Annotated in this window: 14 protein-coding genes; 9 read left to right on the top strand and 5 right to left on the bottom strand. The window is 68.7% G+C overall.

What is annotated here, in order from left to right:
- Positions 1 to 40: 40 nt before the first annotated feature.
- On the bottom strand, positions 41 to 1,735 hold the full coding sequence (locus tag A5696_RS16065) for a PecA family PE domain-processing aspartic protease (RefSeq protein ID WP_067880795.1): 1,695 nt from the start codon (positions 1,733 to 1,735) through the stop codon (positions 41 to 43).
- Between the two features lie 133 nt (positions 1,736 to 1,868).
- Between A5696_RS16065 and uvrC the strand changes: the two genes are divergently transcribed.
- From uvrC to A5696_RS16100, 7 genes are all read left to right on the top strand, one after another.
- Positions 1,869 to 3,812, top strand: a complete 1,944-nt coding sequence (uvrC, locus tag A5696_RS16070; RefSeq protein ID WP_067880799.1) for an excinuclease ABC subunit UvrC — start codon at positions 1,869 to 1,871, stop codon at positions 3,810 to 3,812.
- A complete protein-coding gene (gene rapZ, locus A5696_RS16075) occupies positions 3,809 to 4,732 on the top strand; it encodes an RNase adapter RapZ (RefSeq protein WP_067880802.1) in 924 nt (307 codons plus the stop codon). Before uvrC ends, rapZ begins: the two co-directional genes overlap by 4 nt.
- On the top strand, positions 4,729 to 5,787 hold the full coding sequence (gene yvcK / locus A5696_RS16080) for a uridine diphosphate-N-acetylglucosamine-binding protein YvcK (protein WP_067880805.1): 1,059 nt from the start codon (positions 4,729 to 4,731) through the stop codon (positions 5,785 to 5,787). The genes rapZ and yvcK overlap by 4 nt, the downstream gene beginning before the upstream one ends.
- A complete protein-coding gene (gene whiA, locus A5696_RS16085; RefSeq protein ID WP_156738429.1) occupies positions 5,784 to 6,761 on the top strand; it encodes a DNA-binding protein WhiA in 978 nt (325 codons plus the stop codon). The genes yvcK and whiA overlap by 4 nt, the downstream gene beginning before the upstream one ends.
- Positions 6,762 to 6,782: 21 nt before the next feature.
- Positions 6,783 to 8,171 carry a wax ester/triacylglycerol synthase family O-acyltransferase gene (locus tag A5696_RS16090; RefSeq protein WP_067880811.1) on the top strand — a complete coding sequence of 463 codons (1,389 nt, stop codon included), beginning with the start codon at positions 6,783 to 6,785 and terminating at the stop codon, positions 8,169 to 8,171.
- A 209-nt stretch (positions 8,172 to 8,380) separates the two neighbouring features.
- Entirely contained in the window at positions 8,381 to 9,565 is a 1,185-nt protein-coding gene (gene hsaA / locus A5696_RS16095) for a 3-hydroxy-9,10-secoandrosta-1,3,5(10)-triene-9,17-dione monooxygenase oxygenase subunit (RefSeq protein ID WP_067880814.1), read from the top strand.
- A gap of 18 nt (positions 9,566 to 9,583) precedes the next feature.
- Entirely contained in the window at positions 9,584 to 10,834 is a 1,251-nt protein-coding gene (locus A5696_RS16100; RefSeq protein ID WP_067880817.1) for a cytochrome P450, read from the top strand.
- A gap of 9 nt (positions 10,835 to 10,843) precedes the next feature.
- Here the strand turns inward: A5696_RS16100 and A5696_RS16105 are convergent, their stop codons facing one another.
- The 4 genes from A5696_RS16105 to A5696_RS16120 all read right to left on the bottom strand — a co-directional run bounded on the left by A5696_RS16105 (position 10,844) and on the right by A5696_RS16120 (position 15,901).
- Positions 10,844 to 11,989 carry a Rieske 2Fe-2S domain-containing protein gene (locus tag A5696_RS16105; RefSeq protein ID WP_067880820.1) on the bottom strand — a complete coding sequence of 382 codons (1,146 nt, stop codon included), beginning with the start codon at positions 11,987 to 11,989 and terminating at the stop codon, positions 10,844 to 10,846.
- Between the two features lie 211 nt (positions 11,990 to 12,200).
- Entirely contained in the window at positions 12,201 to 13,466 is a 1,266-nt protein-coding gene (locus tag A5696_RS16110; RefSeq protein ID WP_067880823.1) for an alpha/beta hydrolase, read from the bottom strand.
- Entirely contained in the window at positions 13,466 to 15,088 is a 1,623-nt protein-coding gene (gene fadD12, locus A5696_RS16115) for an acyl-CoA ligase FadD12 (protein ID WP_067880826.1), read from the bottom strand. Before fadD12 ends, A5696_RS16110 begins: the two co-directional genes overlap by 1 nt.
- Positions 15,089 to 15,091: 3 nt before the next feature.
- Positions 15,092 to 15,901: a 1-acyl-sn-glycerol-3-phosphate acyltransferase gene (locus tag A5696_RS16120; RefSeq protein WP_067880829.1), complete on the bottom strand. Its 810-nt coding sequence runs from the start codon at positions 15,899 to 15,901 to the stop codon at positions 15,092 to 15,094.
- A gap of 459 nt (positions 15,902 to 16,360) precedes the next feature.
- Here A5696_RS16120 and A5696_RS16125 point away from each other — a divergent pair, with 459 nt between their 5' ends.
- On the top strand, positions 16,361 to 16,666 hold the full coding sequence (locus tag A5696_RS16125; RefSeq protein WP_231964345.1) for a hypothetical protein: 306 nt from the start codon (positions 16,361 to 16,363) through the stop codon (positions 16,664 to 16,666).
- A gap of 130 nt (positions 16,667 to 16,796) precedes the next feature.
- Positions 16,797 to 18,515, top strand: coding sequence for a DUF3556 domain-containing protein (locus tag A5696_RS16130; protein ID WP_067880835.1), 1,719 nt, complete (start codon positions 16,797 to 16,799; stop codon positions 18,513 to 18,515).
- The last annotated feature ends 18 nt before the right edge of the window (positions 18,516 to 18,533 follow it).

The following is an 18,533-nucleotide window of genomic DNA, read 5'->3' on the forward strand; positions in this document are numbered from 1 at the left end:
GCATGCTTCGAGTGATTCTCGTTCGCGGCCTTCGAAGACCTCAGGCGTCGTAGAACAGCGTCCCGGTATTGAGCGGGCTGTACGAGAGGTAGATCGGGATGGTCTCGAATGGCGAATTGCCGGTATTGAATAGGCCGTTCGCCCCGCTGACCACAACCGGGGCCGTGGGGGCGGCGCCGACCGTTTCGTGGTAGATGGCGACGTTGTTGGCGGTGTAGACGGTCAGCGTCGTTCCCTGCGGAACGTAGCCGCCCACCGAGCCGGTGCCCAGCGACGCGGGGATGTCTCCCCACAGGCCACCGGAATCCACGAACGCGTCGTTGACGGTGACCGCGGTGCCGCCGTTGACCGACACCTTCAGCGTGGTCACGGGCGCCCCCGACGACGAGGTGAGGGCGGTCAGCGGGTTGGCGCCGAACTGCGCGCTACCCGCGGGCTCGTTGAGGAGCACACCCTGGCCGAGGGTGTCCGGCAGGGCTTGCACGGGGCTGGTGGACAACGGCCCGACCAGATTGCTCCCGCCGATGCCCAGAACGGGAAGCCCGTCGGTGACCGGCAAATTCGTTGACATGCCGTTCTGCGTCTGTGTCACGGAGGTGACGACGGCAACCTGGGTCGGCTGGCTGACGATGCCGTTCCCGAAATTGACGGATGCCGAATACGTTGTGTACTTCTCGGTCAGGGTGTTTCCGCCGTCGCCGTAGGTGACGGTGCCGGTCCCGGTGGGCGTGCCCAGGGTCGCGAAATTGACGTCTTGTGGCGGAACGACCAGACCTCGAGATCCGGTGTCGAAGATCACCTGCGAGTTCGGCCCGCCGGCGATGGAGACGTCGACGTAGGGTCGGTTGATTTGCTGGTCCACCTGCACCGGGATGGTGGGCGCACCGCCGGTGCCGCCGGCGGCTCCGGGCAGGCCCAACATCCCGGCGGCGCCGCCGGTGCCGCCGGGACCGCCCGCGACCCCGCCTGGGCCGCCGGAAACCCCGCCGGTCCCGCCCGCGCCGCCGTTGCCGACGAGCGAGCCGCCGCGGCCGCCGATACCGCCGAGGCCGCCGAGCTCCCCGCCCAATCCGCCGGGGCCGCCGTTGCCGAACCACACCGCGCTGCCCCCGGCGCCCCCTGTGCCGAAGGGGCCGCCGATCCCGCCCGCGCCGCCGTTGCCCCAAAGCAGGCCGCCGGTGCCGCCGGGCCCGCCGGGCGCGTCCCAGCCGCCCATGCCGCCGGTGCCACCGAAGCCGATCAGCCCGGCCGGACCGCCTGGGCCGCCGGCTTGCCCGGTCGTTCCCGACCCGCCGCTGCCGCCGCTGCCCAGCAAGATCCCGGCCGGCCCGCCGGCCTGCCCCGTCCCCGGCGCCCCGTTGAGGCCGTTGCCGATCAGCGGGCGTCCCACCAGCAGCTCGGTGGGCAGGTTGATCGCCCCCAGAACGTCCTGCCCGAGGAGCTGCAGCGGGTTGGTGCCGGCGGCCTCGGTCGCCGCATACGCGCCGGCGCCCGTGCTCAGCGCCCGGACGAACTGGGCGTGAAACGCCGCCGCCTGCGCGCCGAGCGCCTGATAGTCCAGGGCGTGGCCGGAAAACAGCGACGCGAGGGCGGCCGACACCTCGTCGCCGGCGGCCGCCACCACGGCGGTGGTCGAGGCCGCCGCCGCCCGGTGGGCCGCCGCCACCGACGATCCGATGCCCGCCAGGTCGCCGGCCGCATCCGCGACGAGTGCCGGCTCGATCAGCAACGACATTCTTCGACCCCCAGCGCTACCGGCCGCCCAGCGATACGCGGATGGTAATCCGCCGCAGCGACGAATTTCGCAGTTTTCACGGCCTGCCGCCGGGCTTTCCCGGTGCCCGTGCGACGGCTACTAGCCTGGGAACGTGCCAGATCCCGCAACGTATCGCCCCGCGCCCGGGTCCATCCCGGTCGAGCCCGGCGTCTACCGGTTCCGGGACGCGCACGGGCGGGTCATCTACGTCGGCAAGGCCAAGAGCCTGCGCAGCAGGCTGACGTCCTACTTCGCCGACATCGCCGGCCTGCATCCGCGAACCCGGCAGATGGTGACCACCGCGGCCAAGGTCGAGTGGACGGTGGTCAACACCGAAGTCGAGGCGCTGCAGCTGGAATACAACTGGATCAAGGAGTTCGATCCGCGCTTCAACGTCCGCTACCGCGACGACAAGTCCTACCCGGTGCTGGCCGTCACGCTGAACGAGGAGTTTCCCCGGCTGATGGTCTATCGCGGCCCGCGCCGCAAGGGTGTTCGCTATTTCGGCCCGTACTCCCATGCCTGGGCGATCCGCGAGACGCTGGATCTGCTCACCCGCGTCTTCCCGGCGCGTACCTGCTCGGCCGGAGTCTTCAAGCGGCACAAGCAGATCGACCGCCCGTGCCTGCTCGGCTACATCGACAAATGCTCGGCCCCCTGCGTCGGCCGGGTCAGCGCCGAGCAGCACCGGCAGATCGTCGAGGACTTCTGCGACTTCCTGTCCGGCAAGACCGACCGGTTCGCGCGCGACCTGGAGCAGCAGATGAACGCCGCTGCCGAGGAACTCGACTTCGAGCGGGCCGCGCGGCTCCGCGACGACCTCGGCGCGTTGAAGCGGGCCATGGAAAAGCAGGCGGTGGTGCTCGGCGACGGCACCGACGCCGACGTGGTCGCCTTCGCCGACGACGACCTGGAGGCCGCGGTGCAGGTATTCCATGTCCGCGGCGGCCGGGTGCGCGGCCAGCGCGGCTGGATCGTCGAAAAGTCCGGGGATCCGGGCGAATCCGGCGAGGAGCGGTTGGTCGAGCAATTCCTGACGCAGTTCTACGGCGAGCAGGCCGAACTGGACGGGGCCGCCGACGAATCCACCAATCCCGTGCCCCGGGAGGTGCTGGTGCCGTGCCTGCCGTCCAACGCCGACGAGCTGACCGCCTGGCTGTCCGGGCTGCGCGGGTCGCGGGTCGCGCTGCGGGTCCCGCGGCGCGGCGACAAGCGCGCGCTGGCCGAAACCGTGCAGCGCAACGCGAAAGAGGCGCTGCAGCAACACAAGCTGAAGCGGGCCGGCGACTTCAACGCCAGATCGGCTGCGCTGCAGAATATTCAAGAGGCGCTGGGGCTGGCGGATGCGCCGCTGCGCATCGAATGCGTCGACATCAGCCACGTGCAGGGCACCGACGTGGTGGGCTCGCTGGTGGTGTTCGAGGACGGCCTGCCGCGCAAGTCGGACTACCGCCACTTCGGCATCCGGGAGGCCGCCGGGCAGGGACGCTCCGACGACGTGGCCTCCATCGCCGAGGTCACCCGCCGCCGGTTCGCGCGGCACCTCAACGAGCAAAAAGACCCCAATATGCTTTCCCCGGAAGGGAAATCGCGCCGCTTCGCCTACCCGCCCAATCTGTTCGTCGTCGACGGCGGTGCGCCGCAAGTCAACGCGGCATCGGCCGTGCTCGACGAACTCGGCATCACCGACGTCGCCGTCATCGGCCTGGCCAAGCGGCTGGAGGAGATCTGGGTGCCGTCGGAGCCCGACCCGATCATCATGCCCCGCAACAGCGAGGGCCTCTACCTGCTGCAGCGCGTGCGTGACGAGGCGCACCGGTTCGCCATCGCCTACCATCGCAGCAAGCGATCCAAGCGAATGACCGCCTCGGCGCTGGATTCGGTGCCAGGATTGGGGGAGCATCGCCGCAAGGCGCTGGTAACCCATTTCGGATCGATAGCCCGCCTCAAGGAGGCCACCGTCGACCAGATCACCGCCGTTCCGGGCATCGGCATGGCCACCGCCACGGCCGTCCTCGAGGCGCTGCGACCCGAGCCACCGGAAGTCGCCGAATGACAAGCCAGGACGAGTTCACCGACAACCACCCGGGCGACGCCTACCCCGAAGACGGGGCCGGCATCGACGTCGTGCTGGTGACGGGGTTGTCGGGCGCCGGGCGGGGCACGGCGGCCAAGGTGCTCGAGGACCTCGGCTGGTACGTGGCCGACAACCTGCCGCCCCAGCTGATCACCCGGATGGTCGATTTCGGGCTGGCCGCGGGTTCGCGGATCACCCAGCTGGCGGTGGTGATGGACGTGCGGTCGCGGGGATTCACCGGCGATCTCGACGAGGTGCGCACCGAACTGGCCACCCGCAACATCACCCCGCGCGTGGTGTTCATGGAGGCCTCCGACGACATGCTGGTGCGCCGCTACGAACAGAACCGCCGCAGCCATCCGCTGCAGGGCGAGCAGACGCTGGCCGAGGGCATCGCCGCCGAACGCCGGATGCTGGCGCCGGTCCGCGCCACCGCCGACCTGATCATCGACACCTCGACGCTGTCGGTGCGGGGCCTGCGGGAGAGCATCGAGCGGGCGTTCGGCGGCGAGACCGGCGCGTCCACCAGCGTCACCGTCGAGTCCTTCGGCTTCAAGTACGGCCTGCCGATGGACGCCGACATGGTGATGGACGTCCGGTTCCTGCCCAACCCGCACTGGGTCGACGACCTGCGCCCGCTCACCGGCGAGCATCCCGCGGTGCGCGACTACGTGTTGGGCCAGCCCGGCGCGGAGGAGTTCCTGGACGCTTACCATCGTTTGCTGAACCTGGTTGTCGACGGCTATCGCCGGGAGGGCAAGCGTTACATGACGGTCGCCATCGGCTGCACCGGCGGCAAGCATCGCAGCGTCGCGATCGCCGAGGCGTTGATGCAGCTGCTGCGGGGCAACCCGCAGCTGGCCGTGCGGGTGCTGCACCGGGATCTGGGTCGCGAATGAGCTCGGCGACAAACAAGGGCATCGTCGCGCTGGGGGGTGGGCACGGCCTGTATGCGACGCTGTCGGCGGCGCGCCGGCTGACGCCCCACGTCACCGCGGTCGTCACCGTCGCCGACGACGGTGGCTCGTCGGGCCGGCTGCGCAGCGAACTGGAGGTGATCCCGCCCGGCGATCTGCGAATGGCCTTGGCGGCGTTGGCATCCGACAGCCCGCACGGGCGGCTGTGGGCGACCATCCTGCAGCACCGATTCGGCGGCACCGGCGCGCTGGCCGGGCACCCGATCGGCAACTTGCTGCTGGCCGGCCTCAACGAGGTGCTCGCCGATCCGGTCGCGGCCCTCGACGAGCTCGGCCGCATCCTCGGCGTGAAGGGCAGGGTGTTGCCGATGTGCCCGATCGCGCTGCAGATCGAGGCGGACGTGTCCGGCCTGGAGACCGACCCGCGGATGTTCCGCCTGATCCGCGGCCAGGTGGCGATCGCCACCACGCCGGGCAAGGTGCGGCGGGTGCGGCTGTTGCCGCCCAACCCGCCGGCGACCCGGCAGGCCGTCGACGCCATCATGGCCGCCGACCTGGTGGTGCTGGGGCCCGGATCCTGGTTCACCAGCGTGATCCCGCACGTGCTGGTCCCCGGGCTGGCCTCGGCGTTGCGGGCGACCACCGCGCGGCGGGCCCTGGTGCTCAACCTGGTCGCCGAGCCCGGAGAGACGGCCGGCTTCTCGGTGGAACGCCACCTGCACGTGCTGGCGCAGCACGCGCCCGGATTCACCGTGCACGACATCATCATTGACGCCGAACGGGTGACCGGTGAGCGCGAACGCGAGCAACTGCGCCGGACCGCGACGCTGCTGGAAGCCGAGGTCCACTTCGCCGACGTGTCCCGACCTGGTACACCTTTACATGACCCGGGCAAGCTCGCGGCGGCGCTCGACGGGGTCCGAGCGGGCCACACATCTGGTTTACAAGGTGGCCCGAAAGGCCCGGGAGCCCCTTCGGCGACCACCACGAACGAGATCCGCGTCGACGGCGAGAGAGGTGACGACGCGTGGCGATGACGACCGAAGTCAAGGACGAGCTGAGCCGCCTGGTGGTGAAGTCGGTCAGCGCGCGGCGCGCCGAGGTCACGTCGCTGCTGAGGTTCGCCGGCGGGTTGCACATCGTCGGCGGCCGGGTCGTCGTCGAGGCCGAGGTGGATCTGGGCAACGTCGCGCGCCGGCTGCGCAAGGACATCTTCGAGCTCTACGGGTACAACGCCGTCGTGCATGTGTTGTCGGCCAGTGGAATTCGCAAGAACACGCGCTACGTGCTGCGGGTGGCCAACGACGGCGAGGCGCTCGCCCGGCAGACCGGTCTGCTCGACATGCGGGGCCGTCCGGTGCGCGGGCTGCCCGCCCAGGTCGTCGGCGGCAGCATCGCCGACGCCGAGGCGGCCTGGCGGGGCGCCTTTTTGGCGCACGGCTCGCTCACCGAGCCGGGACGTTCGTCGGCGCTGGAGGTCAGCTGCCCCGGCCCGGAGGCCGCGCTGGCGCTGGTCGGTGCGGCGCGCCGGCTGGGGGTCAGCGCCAAGGCGCGCGAGGTGCGCGGTGCCGACCGGGTGGTGGTGCGCGACGGCGAGGCGATCGGCGCCCTGCTGACCCGGATGGGGGCCCAGGACACCCGGCTGGTCTGGGAGGAGCGCCGGATGCGTCGCGAGGTCCGCGCGACGGCCAACCGGCTGGCCAATTTCGACGACGCCAACCTGCGCCGCTCGGCGCGCGCGGCGGTCGCGGCGGCCGCCCGGGTGGAGCGCGCGCTCGAGATCCTCGGCGATACCGTCCCGGAGCATCTGGCCTCGGCGGGCAGGCTGCGCGTCGAGCACCGGCAGGCGTCGCTGGAGGAGCTGGGCCGGCTGGCCGAGCCGCCGATGACGAAAGACGCTGTGGCCGGCCGCATTCGGCGGCTGCTGTCGATGGCCGACCGCAAGGCGAAAGTCGAGGGCATCCCGGACACCGAGTCGGCGGTGACGCCCGACCTCTTGGAGGACGCCTGATCGGGGGGCTACGGTTCTCCCATGAAGCGGCTTTCGAGTGTCGACGCGGCGTTTTGGTCCGCGGAAACTGCGGGCTGGCACATGCATGTGGGCGCGCTCGCGATCTGCGATCTCACTGATGCACCCGACTTCAGCTTTCAACGCGTTCGCCAGCTGATCATCGAGCGCCTGCCCGAGCTGCCGCAGTTGCGCTGGCGCGTCACCGGCGCACCGCTGGGGCTCGACCGGCCGTGGTTCGTCGAGGACGAGGAACTCGACGTCGACTTCCACATCCGGCGCATCGCGGTGCCCGCGCCGGGAGGCCGGCGCGAGGTCGACGAGCTCGTGGGTCGGCTGATGTCTTACAAGCTCGACCGCTCGCGACCGCTGTGGGAGCTCTGGGTCATCGAGAATGTAAAGGGCAACCGGGTCGCGACGCTGACCAAGATGCACCACGCCATCGTCGACGGCGTCTCTGGCGCCGGGCTGGGCGAAATCCTGCTGGACGTCACCCCCGAGCCGCGGCCGCCGAAAGAGGAGACGGTGGGATCGCTGGTGGGATTCCAGCTCCCCGGCATCGAGCGGCGCGCGGTGGGTGCTCTGGTCAACCTGGCGGTGAAAACGCCGTTTCGGATCACCAGGCTGCTGGAGCAGACGGTGCGCCAGCAGATCGCCGCTCTGGGCGTCACCAGCAGGCCGCCGGGCTACTTCGAGGCGCCCAAGACCCGATTCAACGCGCCGGTGTCACCTCACCGGCGGATCACCGGCTGCCGCGTCGAGCTGGACCGGGCCAAGGCTGTCAAGGACGCCTTTGGTGTCAAGCTCAACGACGTGGTGCTGGCCCTCGTGGCCGGGGCCGCCCGAGAGTACCTCCTGAAACATGACGAGTTGCCGGCCAAACCGCTCATCGCGCAGATCCCGGTCTCGACGCGCACCGACGAAAGCAAGAGCGACGTCGGCAACAAGATCAGCTCGATGACCGCATCGCTGGCCACTGACATCGAAGACCCCGCCGATCGGCTGAGGGCCATCCATGAAAGCACCCAAAGCGCCAAAGGTATGGCCAAAGCGCTTTCGGCGCACCAGATCATGGGCCTTACCGAGACCACGCCGCCGGGATTGCTGCAGCTGGCCGCCCGGGCCTATACCGCCACCGGGCTGTCGCGCAACCTGGCCCCGATCAACCTGGTGGTGTCCAATGTCCCCGGCCCGCCCATGCCTCTTTACATGGCCGGCGCCAAACTGGAGTCGCTGGTGCCGCTCGGCCCGCCCGTCATGGACATCGCTTTGAATATCACCTGCTTCTCGTACGAGAAATACCTGGACTTCGGATTTGTCACCACCCCCGAAGTCGCCAATGACATCCACGAGATGGCCCGCGCCGTCGAGCCGGCGCTGACCGAGCTGGAGAAGGCCGCCGCGCGGGAGTGATCGCCGGCAACGTCCGGTAGCCGAGCGGGCTTTTCGCGATCACCCACGACATGTCGGGACTTTCTGCCCTAGTGCCTGCCCGCCCCGAGGCCGTAACTAGAACAAGTTACAGTTCGCATTTTATGCCGCTGTACAGCAGGAACAATGACATATTGGCCGAGATTGCAACGTTCTCTAGCCTTGTGACCAGCTCGCCCCGGAGGTAAGCAGTGACGTCCATTCAAGTACTCGATGCTCAATCCGTCTTGGCCGCCATCGACGACCTGCTGCCCAAGCTGAGGCAGCGCGCGCCGGAGACGGAGGAGCTGCGGCGGCTGCCGGACGCGACGGTCAGCGAGCTGCAGGAGATCGGCTTCTTCCGGCTGCTGCAGCCGGCGCAGTGGGGTGGCATGCAGTGCGATCCGACGGTGTTCTTCGAGGCCGTCCGGCGGCTGGCCAGTGCGTGCGGGTCTACCGGGTGGGTGGCATCGATCCTCGGCGTGCACAACTGGCACGCGGCGCAATTCGACCAGCAGGCCCAGCAGGACGTGTGGGGCGAGGACCCGAACGTGCGGATCTCCTCGTCGTACGCCCCGATGGGCGCCGGTCAGGTGGTCGACGGCGGTTATCTGCTCAATGGCTCGTGGCACTGGTCGTCGGGTTGCGACCACGCCACGTGGACCTTCGTCGGCGGCCCGGTGATCAAGGACGGCCAGCCGGTCGACTTCGGCAGCTTCTTGATCCCCATCGGCGATTACCACATCGACGACGTCTGGCACGTCGTCGGCCTGAAGGGCACCGGCAGCAACACCCTGGTGGTCAAGGACGTGTTCGTGCCCCGGCACCGGTTCCTGTCCTACAGGTCGATGAATGACCACACCGCCGGCGGGCTGGTGGTGAACACCGATCCGGTCTACCGAATGCCATGGGGCACCATGCATCCCACCACGATCACCGCCCCCATCGTCGGGATGGCCTACGGCGCCTACGACTCCCACGTCGAACATCAGGGGAAGCGGGTGCGCGCGGCGTTCGCGGGTGAGAAGTCCGCAGAGGACCCCTTCGCCAAGGTGCGCATCGCCGAGGCGGCCAGCGACATCGACGCCGCGTGGCGGCAACTGATGGGCAACGTCGGCGACGAGTACGCGTGCCTGCTGGCGGGTCGGGAAGTCCCGTTCGAGCTGCGGGCCCGGGCCCGTCGCGACCAGGTGCGTGCCACCGCCCGCGCGATCGCCGCGATCGACCGCTTGTTCGACGCCTCGGGCGCCACCGCGCTGGCCAACAGCAGCCCCATTCAACGGTTTTGGCGCGACGCGCACGCCGGCCGGGTGCACGCCGCCAACGATCCCGAGCGGGCCTACCTGATCTTCGGCAATCACGAATTCGGGCTGCCGCCCGGCGACACGATGGTCTGACACCCACAGGAGACAGCGATGACCTGCCCGCACCTTCCCCCCGGTTTCGACCCGACCGACCCGGACATCTACGCCGAGCGCCTGCCCGTCGAGGAGCTCGCCGAGTTGCGCCGCAGCGCGCCGATCTGGTGGTGTGACCAGCCCATCGGCAAGGGCGGTTTCAACGACGGCGGCTTCTGGGTGGTGACGAAGCACAAGGACGTCAAGGAGGTGTCGCTGCGCAACGACGTCTTCTCCAGCTGGCTCAACGGCGCCATCCCGCGTTTCGCCGACGACATGAGCCGCGAGGACATCGACTTGCAGCGGTTCGTTCTGCTCAACATGGACCCGCCGCACCACACCCGGCTGCGCAGGATCATCTCCCGCGGGTTCACGCCGCGCGCGATCGGCCGGCTGCGCGACGAGCTCAACGAGCGGGCGCAGGTCATCGCCAAGACCGCCGCGGCGGAGGGCACCGGCGATTTCGTGGAGCAGGTCGCGTGCGAGCTGCCGCTGCAGGCCATCGCCGGGTTGCTGGGGGTGCCGCAGGAGGACCGCGGCAAGCTGTTCCGGTGGTCCAACGAGATGACCGGCGCCCAGGATCCGGAGTACGCGCACATCGATCCCAAGGTGTCGTCGGCGGAGGTGCTGGCCTACGCGATGAAGATGGCGGAGGTCAGGGCCGAGAACCCTTGCGACGACATCGTTTCCACGCTGCTGCAGGCGGACATCGACGGCGAGAAGCTTTCCGACGACGAATTCGGGTTCTTCGTGATGATGCTGGCGGTCGCCGGCAACGAGACCACCCGCAATTCGATCACCCAGGGCATGATGGCGTTCGCCGACTTCCCGGCCCAGTGGGAGCTGTACAAGAAGGAGCGCCCGGAGACCGCGGCGGACGAGATCGTACGGTGGGCCACCCCGGTGACGGCGTTCCAGCGCACCGCCAAGGAGGACACCGAACTGTCGGGGGTGACGATCAAGAAGGGGCAGCGGGTGTTGATGTTCTACCGCTCGGCCAACTTCGACGAGGACGTGTTCACCGATCCGTTCGAGTTCGACGTCTTACGTAACCCCAACCCGCACGTCGGATTTGGCGGCACCGGCGAGCACTACTGCATCGGCGCGAACCTGGCGAAGTTGACGATCAACCTGATGTTCAACGCCATCGCCGACCACATGCCCGACCTCACGCCCGTCTCGAAACCGGAGCGGATTCGGTCGGGATGGCTCAACGGCATCAAGCACTGGCACGTCGACTACACCGGTGGGTGCCCCGTCGCGCACTGATCGGTTCGGCTACCGGGGCTGCTCGACCTTCGTCCGCAGGTTCTCGTCCACCTCGGTGTGCCAGTGCTTGTTGGCGGCCGTGGTGTCGACCTCGTACTCGAAGCGGTCGGTCATCTCCGGCGTCACGTCGGCCGCATCCACATAGAACTGCTGATACCAGCGGCGCAGCTGATAGACCGGGCCGTCCTCTTCGACCAGCAACGGGTTTTCGATGCGGGTCTTGTGCTTCCAGATCTCGACGTCCTGCAGGAAGCCCATGCTGACGCCCTCGGTGAACGCCTTGGACAGCTTCTCGGTGTCGGCCTCGTCCATGCCCGCGGGCTTTTTCACGATGATGCCCCAGTGCAGCATGAAGGAGTTCTGCGTGACGGGGTAGTGGCAGTTGACCAGGATCGACTCGACTTTGTAGCCGCCGTAACTGTTGTGCAGCCAGTTGATCATGAACGACGGGCCGAAGTAGGAAGCCTCGGAATCGAGCAACTGCTCACCGGTGTAGTGCGACCCGCCGAGGTGCACGTCGGGCCGGCCGACGGTGCGCAGGTATTGCGACGCGATGTGGCCCTCGAAGACGTTCTTGAAGTACGTCGGGAAGCCGTAGTGCACGTAGAAGAAGTGCGCCATGTCGACGATGTTGTCGACGATCTCGCGGCAGTTCGAGCCTTCGATGAGCTCACTGCGCCATCGCCAGTCGGTCCATGCGTCACTGGCGGCCTCGGGGATGTCGGGGATCTGTAGTTCCGGTGACGGTGGGTTGCCCTCGTGGTCATGCCAGACGAACAACAGACCGTTATGCACCTCGGTGGGCCAGGTGCGGGTGCGCGCCATTCGCGGGGTGCGCTTGGCGTACGGCACCTCCTTGCACCTGCCGTCGCCGCCCCACCGCCAGTCGTGAAACGGGCACGCGACGGTGTCGCCCTTGACGACGCCCTGCGACAGGTCACCGCCCATGTGACGGCAGTACGCGTCGAGGACCCGCAGGTTGCGTTCGGTGTCGGCGAAGACGACCAGCTTGGTGCCGAAGATGTTGACCGCGTGGGGCTTGCCGTCGAGGAAGTCCTTGGCCACGCCCAGGCAATGCCACCCGCGGGCGAACCGGGTCGGCAGCGTGCCGACGTCGATTTCCCGGACGCCGACCCCGGCGGTATCGATACTCACTTCGCGCCTCCACGTGCTCAGCGACTAGAACACGTTATAGTTTCGCCTCTGCGATGCGAACATCGATGCAGGCGAAAGCCCCTAAAGATGTGACTTATGGCCCTAGGTGATCACCGCGTGGGACTCGGCCTCCCACCGCGCCGAGCGTGGGGGTTATGCACGGCTTTCCCGAAATTTTCGTCCATATCACCCACGCTCGGCGGATGAAGTCCTAGTCGCGTTCGGGCGGGTTCGTCGCGTACACCCACGACAGGAAGCGCCCGACGGCCTCGGCGGAGCGGTGCGCCCGCGGGGAACTGAAGATGTCGAAAGCGTGTTGGGCGTGCGGCAATTCGGCGTACGCGACCGGGGACTTCGACACCGCGCGCAATTCCTCGACGAACTCCTGCGCCTCCCCGACGGGGATCAGCGAGTCGTCGCGGCCGTGCAGCACGAAAAACGGCGGGGCGTCGGCCCTGAGCTCGCGGATCGGCGACGCGTCGTGGTAGATGTGCCGGTGCGTGGCGAATTTCCGCTTGACGACGAACTTTTCGAGCAGCCCGACGAACTCGGGACGACCCTCGCCCTGGGTGGAGAACCAGTCGTAGCGCCCGTACACCGGAACCGCGGCGGTCACCGAGGTGTCGGCCTCCTCGAAGCCCGGCTGGAATTTGGGGTCGTTGGGGGTCAGCGCCGCCAGCGCGGACAGGTGGCCGCCGGCCGAGCCGCCCGTGATCGCGACGAAGTTCGGGTCGCCGCCGAAGCGGGCGATGTTCTCCTTGACCCAGGCCAGCGCCCGCTTGACGTCGACGATGTGGTCGGGCCAGGTGTGCACGGGGGACACCCGGTAGCCGATCGACACGCACACCCAGCCGCGGGCGGCCAGGTGGCTCATCAGCGGGTAGGCCTGGGGACGGCGCATCCCGATCACCCAGGCGCCGCCGGGGACCTGCAGCAGCACCGGCGCCTTACCGTCGCGCGGCAGGTCGCGGCGCCGCCAGATGTCGGCCAGGTTGGCGCGCCCGTGTGGGCCGTAGGACACCACGTTCGTCTTCTCGACATAGCGCCGGCGCGCCACGGTGTTGCCCAGCGGCAGGCTGCGCCGACCGCTGCGGGTGGGCTTCGTCTGCGGCAGCGCCTCCAGCGCCTCGGTGTAGTCGTGCCCCAACTGCTCGCGCAGGCCGGCCTCCAGCACCGGGCCCGGCGTGGTGATGCCGCGATAGCGGATCACCCCCAGGATGGCCCAGGACGCGGCCGTCATCGCCAGCGCCGCCTTGCCGCGCCGCCCGGCGAAGTCGCCACGACGCCCCCGTCGCAGCGCGTCCACCAGCGAGGCGGAAAAGTAGACCCCCGGCACCTCCGAAGTCGGCCAGCCGAACCAGAACACCAGCACGGTGCTGTACCCCTTGCGGGCCAGCGGGCGTAATCCGTTGGCGGCGTTGGCCAATTCCAGTGCGGCGCGCGCCAGCGGCCTCGGCTGCCTGAAGTTGAATCGCATCAGCCGCCGACCCGGGCCTGCAACTCGTTGCGGAGGATCTTGCCGGTGCTGCCGCGGGGCAGCTCGTCGAGGACGGCGATCTCGCGGGGGACCTTGTAGTTGGCGAGGTTGTCCCGGACGTGCTGCTTGAGCGTGTCGGTGGTGGCGTCCGCGCCCGGGGCCAGCACCACGAAGGCCGCCAGCCGCTGGCCGTAATGCTCGTCGTCCACGCCGATCACCGCGGCCTCCGCCACGTCAGGATGCGCCGCCAGCGTCTTCTCCACCTCGATCGGGTAGACGTTCTCGCCGCCGGACACGATCATCTCGTCGTCGCGGCCGACCACGAACAGCCGCCCGGCGTCGTCGAGGTACCCGACGTCACCCGACGACATGAAGCCGTCGTGGAAGTCTTTGGTGGTGCCGGACGTGTAGCCCTCGAACTGGGTGTCGTTGCGCACGTAGATGGTGCCGACCTCGCCGGTGGGCAGCTCGTTGAATTCGGGGTCCAGGATGCGGATTTCGGTTCCCTCGGCGGGCCGGCCCGCGGTGTCGGGCGCCGCCCGCAGGTCCGCCGGGGTGGCGGTGGCGATCATGCCGGCCTCGGTGGCGTTGTAGTTGTTGTAGATCACGTCGCCGTACTGGTCCATGAACGCGATGACGACGTCGGGGCGCATCCGCGAGCCGGACGCCGCGGCGAACCGCAATGACTTGCAGTCGTACCGGTTTCGCACCTCGGCGGGCAGCTCCATGATGCGGTCGAACATCACCGGCACCACGGCCAGGCCCGCCGCCCGGTGGCGGTCGATGAGGTCCAGGGTGGCCTCGGGGTCGAATTTGCGCCGGGTCACCACGGTGCACGCCATCGACGCGGCGAAGATCAACTGGGAAAAGCCCCACGCGTGGAACATCGGCGCCACGATCACGACGGTCTCTTCCGCCCGCCACGGCGTGCGGTCCAGGATCGCCTTGAGGGTGCCGACCCCGGCGTTGCCGCCAGTTTGGTTGGCGCCCTTGGGCGTTCCGGTGGTGCCGGAGGTCAGCAGGATCATCCTGCCCTTGCGTGCGGTGCGGTGCGGCCGTTGGCCGGCGTGATCGGCGATGAGCCGCTCGACCGTCGGCTCGCGCGCCCCGCCGTCGGTCCACGCCAAGATGCGGGTCGCGTCCGGCTTGTCGGCCAGCGCGCGGTCCACCGTCTCGGTGAACTCCTCGTCGTAGACCACGGCGTCGACGCCTTCGCGATTGACCACGTCGGCCAGCGCCGGCCCGGCGAACGACGTGTTGAGCAGCACCACATCGGAGCCGATCCGCGCGGCGGCCACCACGGCCTCGACGAAGCCGCGGTGGTTGCGGCACATGACCCCGACGACCTTCGGTTGGCCCGAGGGCAGGCCCTGCAGCGCCGCGCCGAAGGCGTTGATCCGCTCGTCGAGCTGCCGCCAGGTCAGCGTGCCGAGTTCGTCGATGAAGCCGGGACGGTCCGGGCAGCGCGCCGCCGCGCTGGCGAAGCCCACGGTCATGCCCAGGCCCTCGCGGCGCATGGCGGCGGCCATTTTCAGGTAGCGGTCGGGGCGCATCGGCGCGATCATCCCTGCGCGCCACAGGGTGCCCAGTACCCCGAGCGCCTGATTGATGGGGGATGCCACGGCTCAGCCCAGGATCGGGAAGCGTCGCTTGGCGGCGAGCTCGGTGAGGGCCTGCTGCATCACCGACCGCACGTGCTCGTCGACCTCGTCGACGTCGGGGTCGTCACCGAACCGCGCGGCGATGTCGATGGGTTCCAGCACCCGCGTGACGATCTTGGTGGGCAGCGGCACGTTGGGCGGGACGACGGCGCTCAGCCCGAACGGGAAGCCGAACGACACCGGCAGAATTGCGCTGCGCAGCAAGCGCTTGACGCCCAGCCGTTCGGCCAGCCAGGTGCCGCGGGTCAAGTAGAGCTGGGTCTCCTGACCGCCGATGGACACCGCGGGGACGATGGGCACCCCGGCCTCGATGGCCGTGCTGACGTATCCCTTGCGGCCGTTGAAGTCGATGACGTTCTCCGAGAGCGTCGGACGGTAGGCGTCGTAATCGCCGCCGGGAAACACGACCACCACGCCGCCGGACCGCAGGGCCTTGGCGGCGTTCTCCCGGTTCGCCCGGATGTAACCGGTGCGCCGAAAGAGCGAGGCCGTGGGGCCGGTCATGAGGATGTCGTGGCTGAGCGTGTAGACCGGCCTGTCGTAGCCGAATTTCTCGTAGAAGTGAACGCTGAAGATCGGGACGTCCATGGGGAACATGCCGCCGGAGTGGTTGCCGACCACCAGCGCGCCGCCCGGCGGGAATGAATTCAGGCCGTGCACCTCGGACCGGAAGTACGTCTTCAAAAACGGGCGCATCACGCCCATCAGGCGCCGGGTCAGACCGGGGTCGAACTTGTCGATGTCCTCGATGTCTGGGCTGTCGCTGTCGCTCACATGTCTCCTTGTGGCTCCGGCGGGGCAGCATCGCCCCGTCGAGTCCCTCGATGGTAACGACCGAGGCGGGGGCCGCCGGCGTGATGTTTTGCCCGATTTAGTACCCAAGGCGGGTTTGGGCCAACCTACCGCGGAGGTATCCACTGCCCGGGCAGATGGTGCCGGTCGGAACGGGGGGAGGCCAATTCACGATGCGGTGTTGGGGAAACGTTCGTTTTCTGGCCTGTATTGCGTCCGGGGCCTATGGCGCCGGTGCGATCGGGGGGTTATTGTTACCTCTCGCCAAACACCCAACTGCCAGCTGAAAGGGCCGAAATGGACGTCGCCGGTTTGTCCGACGAGCGCGGCACCCGCTTGGCTGCTGGGCACGGTTCGAGCGGTGTTCGGGACCGACGCGGGGGCAGGCCCCGCAGCAGCGCGGTCCGCCCAGGCCCCGTCAATGTCCGTCAAGGAGGGGCCATGCCTTCGGTGACCATCAACCGACCCGCCCGCGATGTCATGTCGCCTGCGGCGGTCGAGACGGCGGACCACCGCCAGGCCGACTACTTCCGCCGGTTGCTCGCCCAGAGCCGCCGCCACATCGACCACCGGCTCGGTGAGTACCAGAAGGCGATCGTGACCGCCGAAGCCGCCGGGGACGCGGAGGGCGCCGGCAGCCTTCGGCGCATGGCGCGGGCCGAAGAGCAGGATCGCCGAACCCTGGACGACCTGCTGGAAAACCTGCAGCGGCGATTCCCGCATCGGGCGCGGCCCGCATCCCGGTAGCGCCGGGGCCGTCGGCGCCCCGATCAGGTTGCGCGGCAGCGATTCTCATTGACCCATACCGTCGGGTGCAGCGCTGCCGATAGATTGTATCCGCCAGCTGGTTTCACCTCCGACGGGAATGAGGCCGCCCATGGGATTCATGTCACCGGAGCTCCCGGACGTCGACCCCGACACCTGGCGGGCGTTGCCACGGGCAACGCGACTGCAGGTGGTGACCCGGCATTGGGCGGAACACGGCTTCGGCACCCCGTCCGCGGTGTACCTGCTGTACCTGCTCAAGATCGCCCTGTACGTCGCGGTGCCCGCCGCGATCATCTCGCTCACCCCGGGGCTGGGTGGGCTGGGCCGCATCGGCGACTGGTGGGCGCAGCCGATCGTGTATCAGAAGTTCGTCGTCTTCACGCTGCTGTTCGAGGTTCTCGGCTTCGGGTGCGGGTCGGGCCCGCTGACCGGGCGGTTCATGCCGCCGGTCGGCGGATTCCTCTACTGGTTGCGGCCCAATACGATTCGGCTGCCGCCCTGGCCGGGCAAGGTGCCGTTCACCGGCGGCGACACCCGCACGGTCGTCGACGTCGTCCTCTATGCCGTTGTGCTGGGCGGCGGGGTGTGGGCGTTGCTGTCGCCCGGCCCGCTGATCGACCCCGTCCGGGTCGCGCCGACGATCGTCGCGCTGGCGGTGTTGGGTCTGCGCGACAAGACCATCTTCCTCGCCGCCCGCGGCGAGCACTACTGGCTGAAGCTGATCGTGTTCTTCTTCCCGTTCGCCGACCAGATCGCGGCATTCAAGATCATCATGCTCGGGTTGTGGTGGGGCGCGGCGACTTCCAAGCTCAACCACCATTTCCCCTACGTCGTGTCGGTGATGACGAGCAACAACGCGCTGCTGCGGAGCAGGCTGTTCAACCCGCTCAAGCACGCCCTGTACCTCGACCCGGTCCACGACCTGCGGCCGTCGTGGTTGCCCAAGGTGATGGCGCACGTCGGCGGCACCACGGCCGAATTCCTGGTCCCCGGGATCCTGGTGTTCATCGCCGACGGGCACCCGTGGCGGTGGTTCCTGATCGCGTTCATGGTGATCTTCCACCTCAACATCCTGTCCAACCTCCCGATGGGCGTGCCGTTGGAGTGGAACGTGTTCTTCATCTTCTCGCTGTTCTACCTGTTCGGTCACTACGGCGGGATCCACGCCGTCGACCTTTCCTCGCCGCTGCTGCTCGCCATTCTGATCGTCGCGCTCGCCGTGGTGCCTATCGCGGGAAACCTGTTCCCGCAGAAGATTTCGTTCCTCCCGGCGATGCGCTACTACGCGGGGAACTGGGCCACGAGTGTGTGGTGCTTCCGCGCGGGCGCCGAGGACAGGATCGAGGCAAGTGTCGTGAAGAGCTCTGCGCTGGTGGTGAATCAGCTGGCCAAGCTCTACGACGCGAACACCGCCGAGATCATGAGCGACAAGACGGCCGCCTTTCGCGCGATGCACACTCACGGCCGCGCGCTCAACGGATTGCTGCCGCGCGCGATCGACAACGAGGCCGACTACAGCATCCGCGAGGGGGAGATCGTCGCCGGGCCCCTGGTCGGATGGAACTTCGGCGAAGGCCACCTGCACAACGAGCAGCTGCTCGAGGCGGTGCAGCGGCGCTGCGGATTCGCCGACGGGGACGTCCGCGTCATCGTGCTCGAGGGCCAACCGATCCACATCCAACGGCAGTGGTACCGCATCCTGGACGCCAAGGCCGGGCTGATCGAGGCGGGCTACGTCGAGGTCGCGGACATGCTGACCCGCCAGCCGTGGCCCGAGCCCGGTGACGAGTTCCCCGTCCACACCGCCACGCAGCGCGCCGCCCGTTGACGGTCGATCGGCTGTGGC

This window comes from Mycobacterium sp. E2699 (assembly GCF_001666745.1).
Taxonomy (GTDB): Bacteria; Actinomycetota; Actinomycetes; order Mycobacteriales; family Mycobacteriaceae; genus Mycobacterium.

Excerpts from the sequence above, each read along its gene's own strand:
- A5696_RS16125 (WP_231964345.1), top strand. The coding sequence starts at position 16,361 with ATGCCTTCGGTGACCATCAACCGACCCGCCCGCGATGTCATGTCGCCT.
- rapZ (WP_067880802.1), top strand. The coding sequence starts at position 3,809 with ATGACAAGCCAGGACGAGTTCACCGACAACCACCCGGGCGACGCCTAC.
- whiA (WP_156738429.1), top strand. The coding sequence starts at position 5,784 with ATGACGACCGAAGTCAAGGACGAGCTGAGCCGCCTGGTGGTGAAGTCG.
- A5696_RS16100 (WP_067880817.1), top strand. The coding sequence starts at position 9,584 with ATGACCTGCCCGCACCTTCCCCCCGGTTTCGACCCGACCGACCCGGAC.
- A5696_RS16130 (WP_067880835.1), top strand. The coding sequence starts at position 16,797 with ATGGGATTCATGTCACCGGAGCTCCCGGACGTCGACCCCGACACCTGG.
- yvcK (WP_067880805.1), top strand. The coding sequence starts at position 4,729 with ATGAGCTCGGCGACAAACAAGGGCATCGTCGCGCTGGGGGGTGGGCAC.
- A5696_RS16110 (WP_067880823.1), bottom strand. The coding sequence starts at position 13,466 with ATGCGATTCAACTTCAGGCAGCCGAGGCCGCTGGCGCGCGCCGCACTG.
- A5696_RS16090 (WP_067880811.1), top strand. The coding sequence starts at position 6,783 with ATGAAGCGGCTTTCGAGTGTCGACGCGGCGTTTTGGTCCGCGGAAACT.
- A5696_RS16065 (WP_067880795.1), bottom strand. The coding sequence starts at position 1,735 with ATGTCGTTGCTGATCGAGCCGGCACTCGTCGCGGATGCGGCCGGCGAC.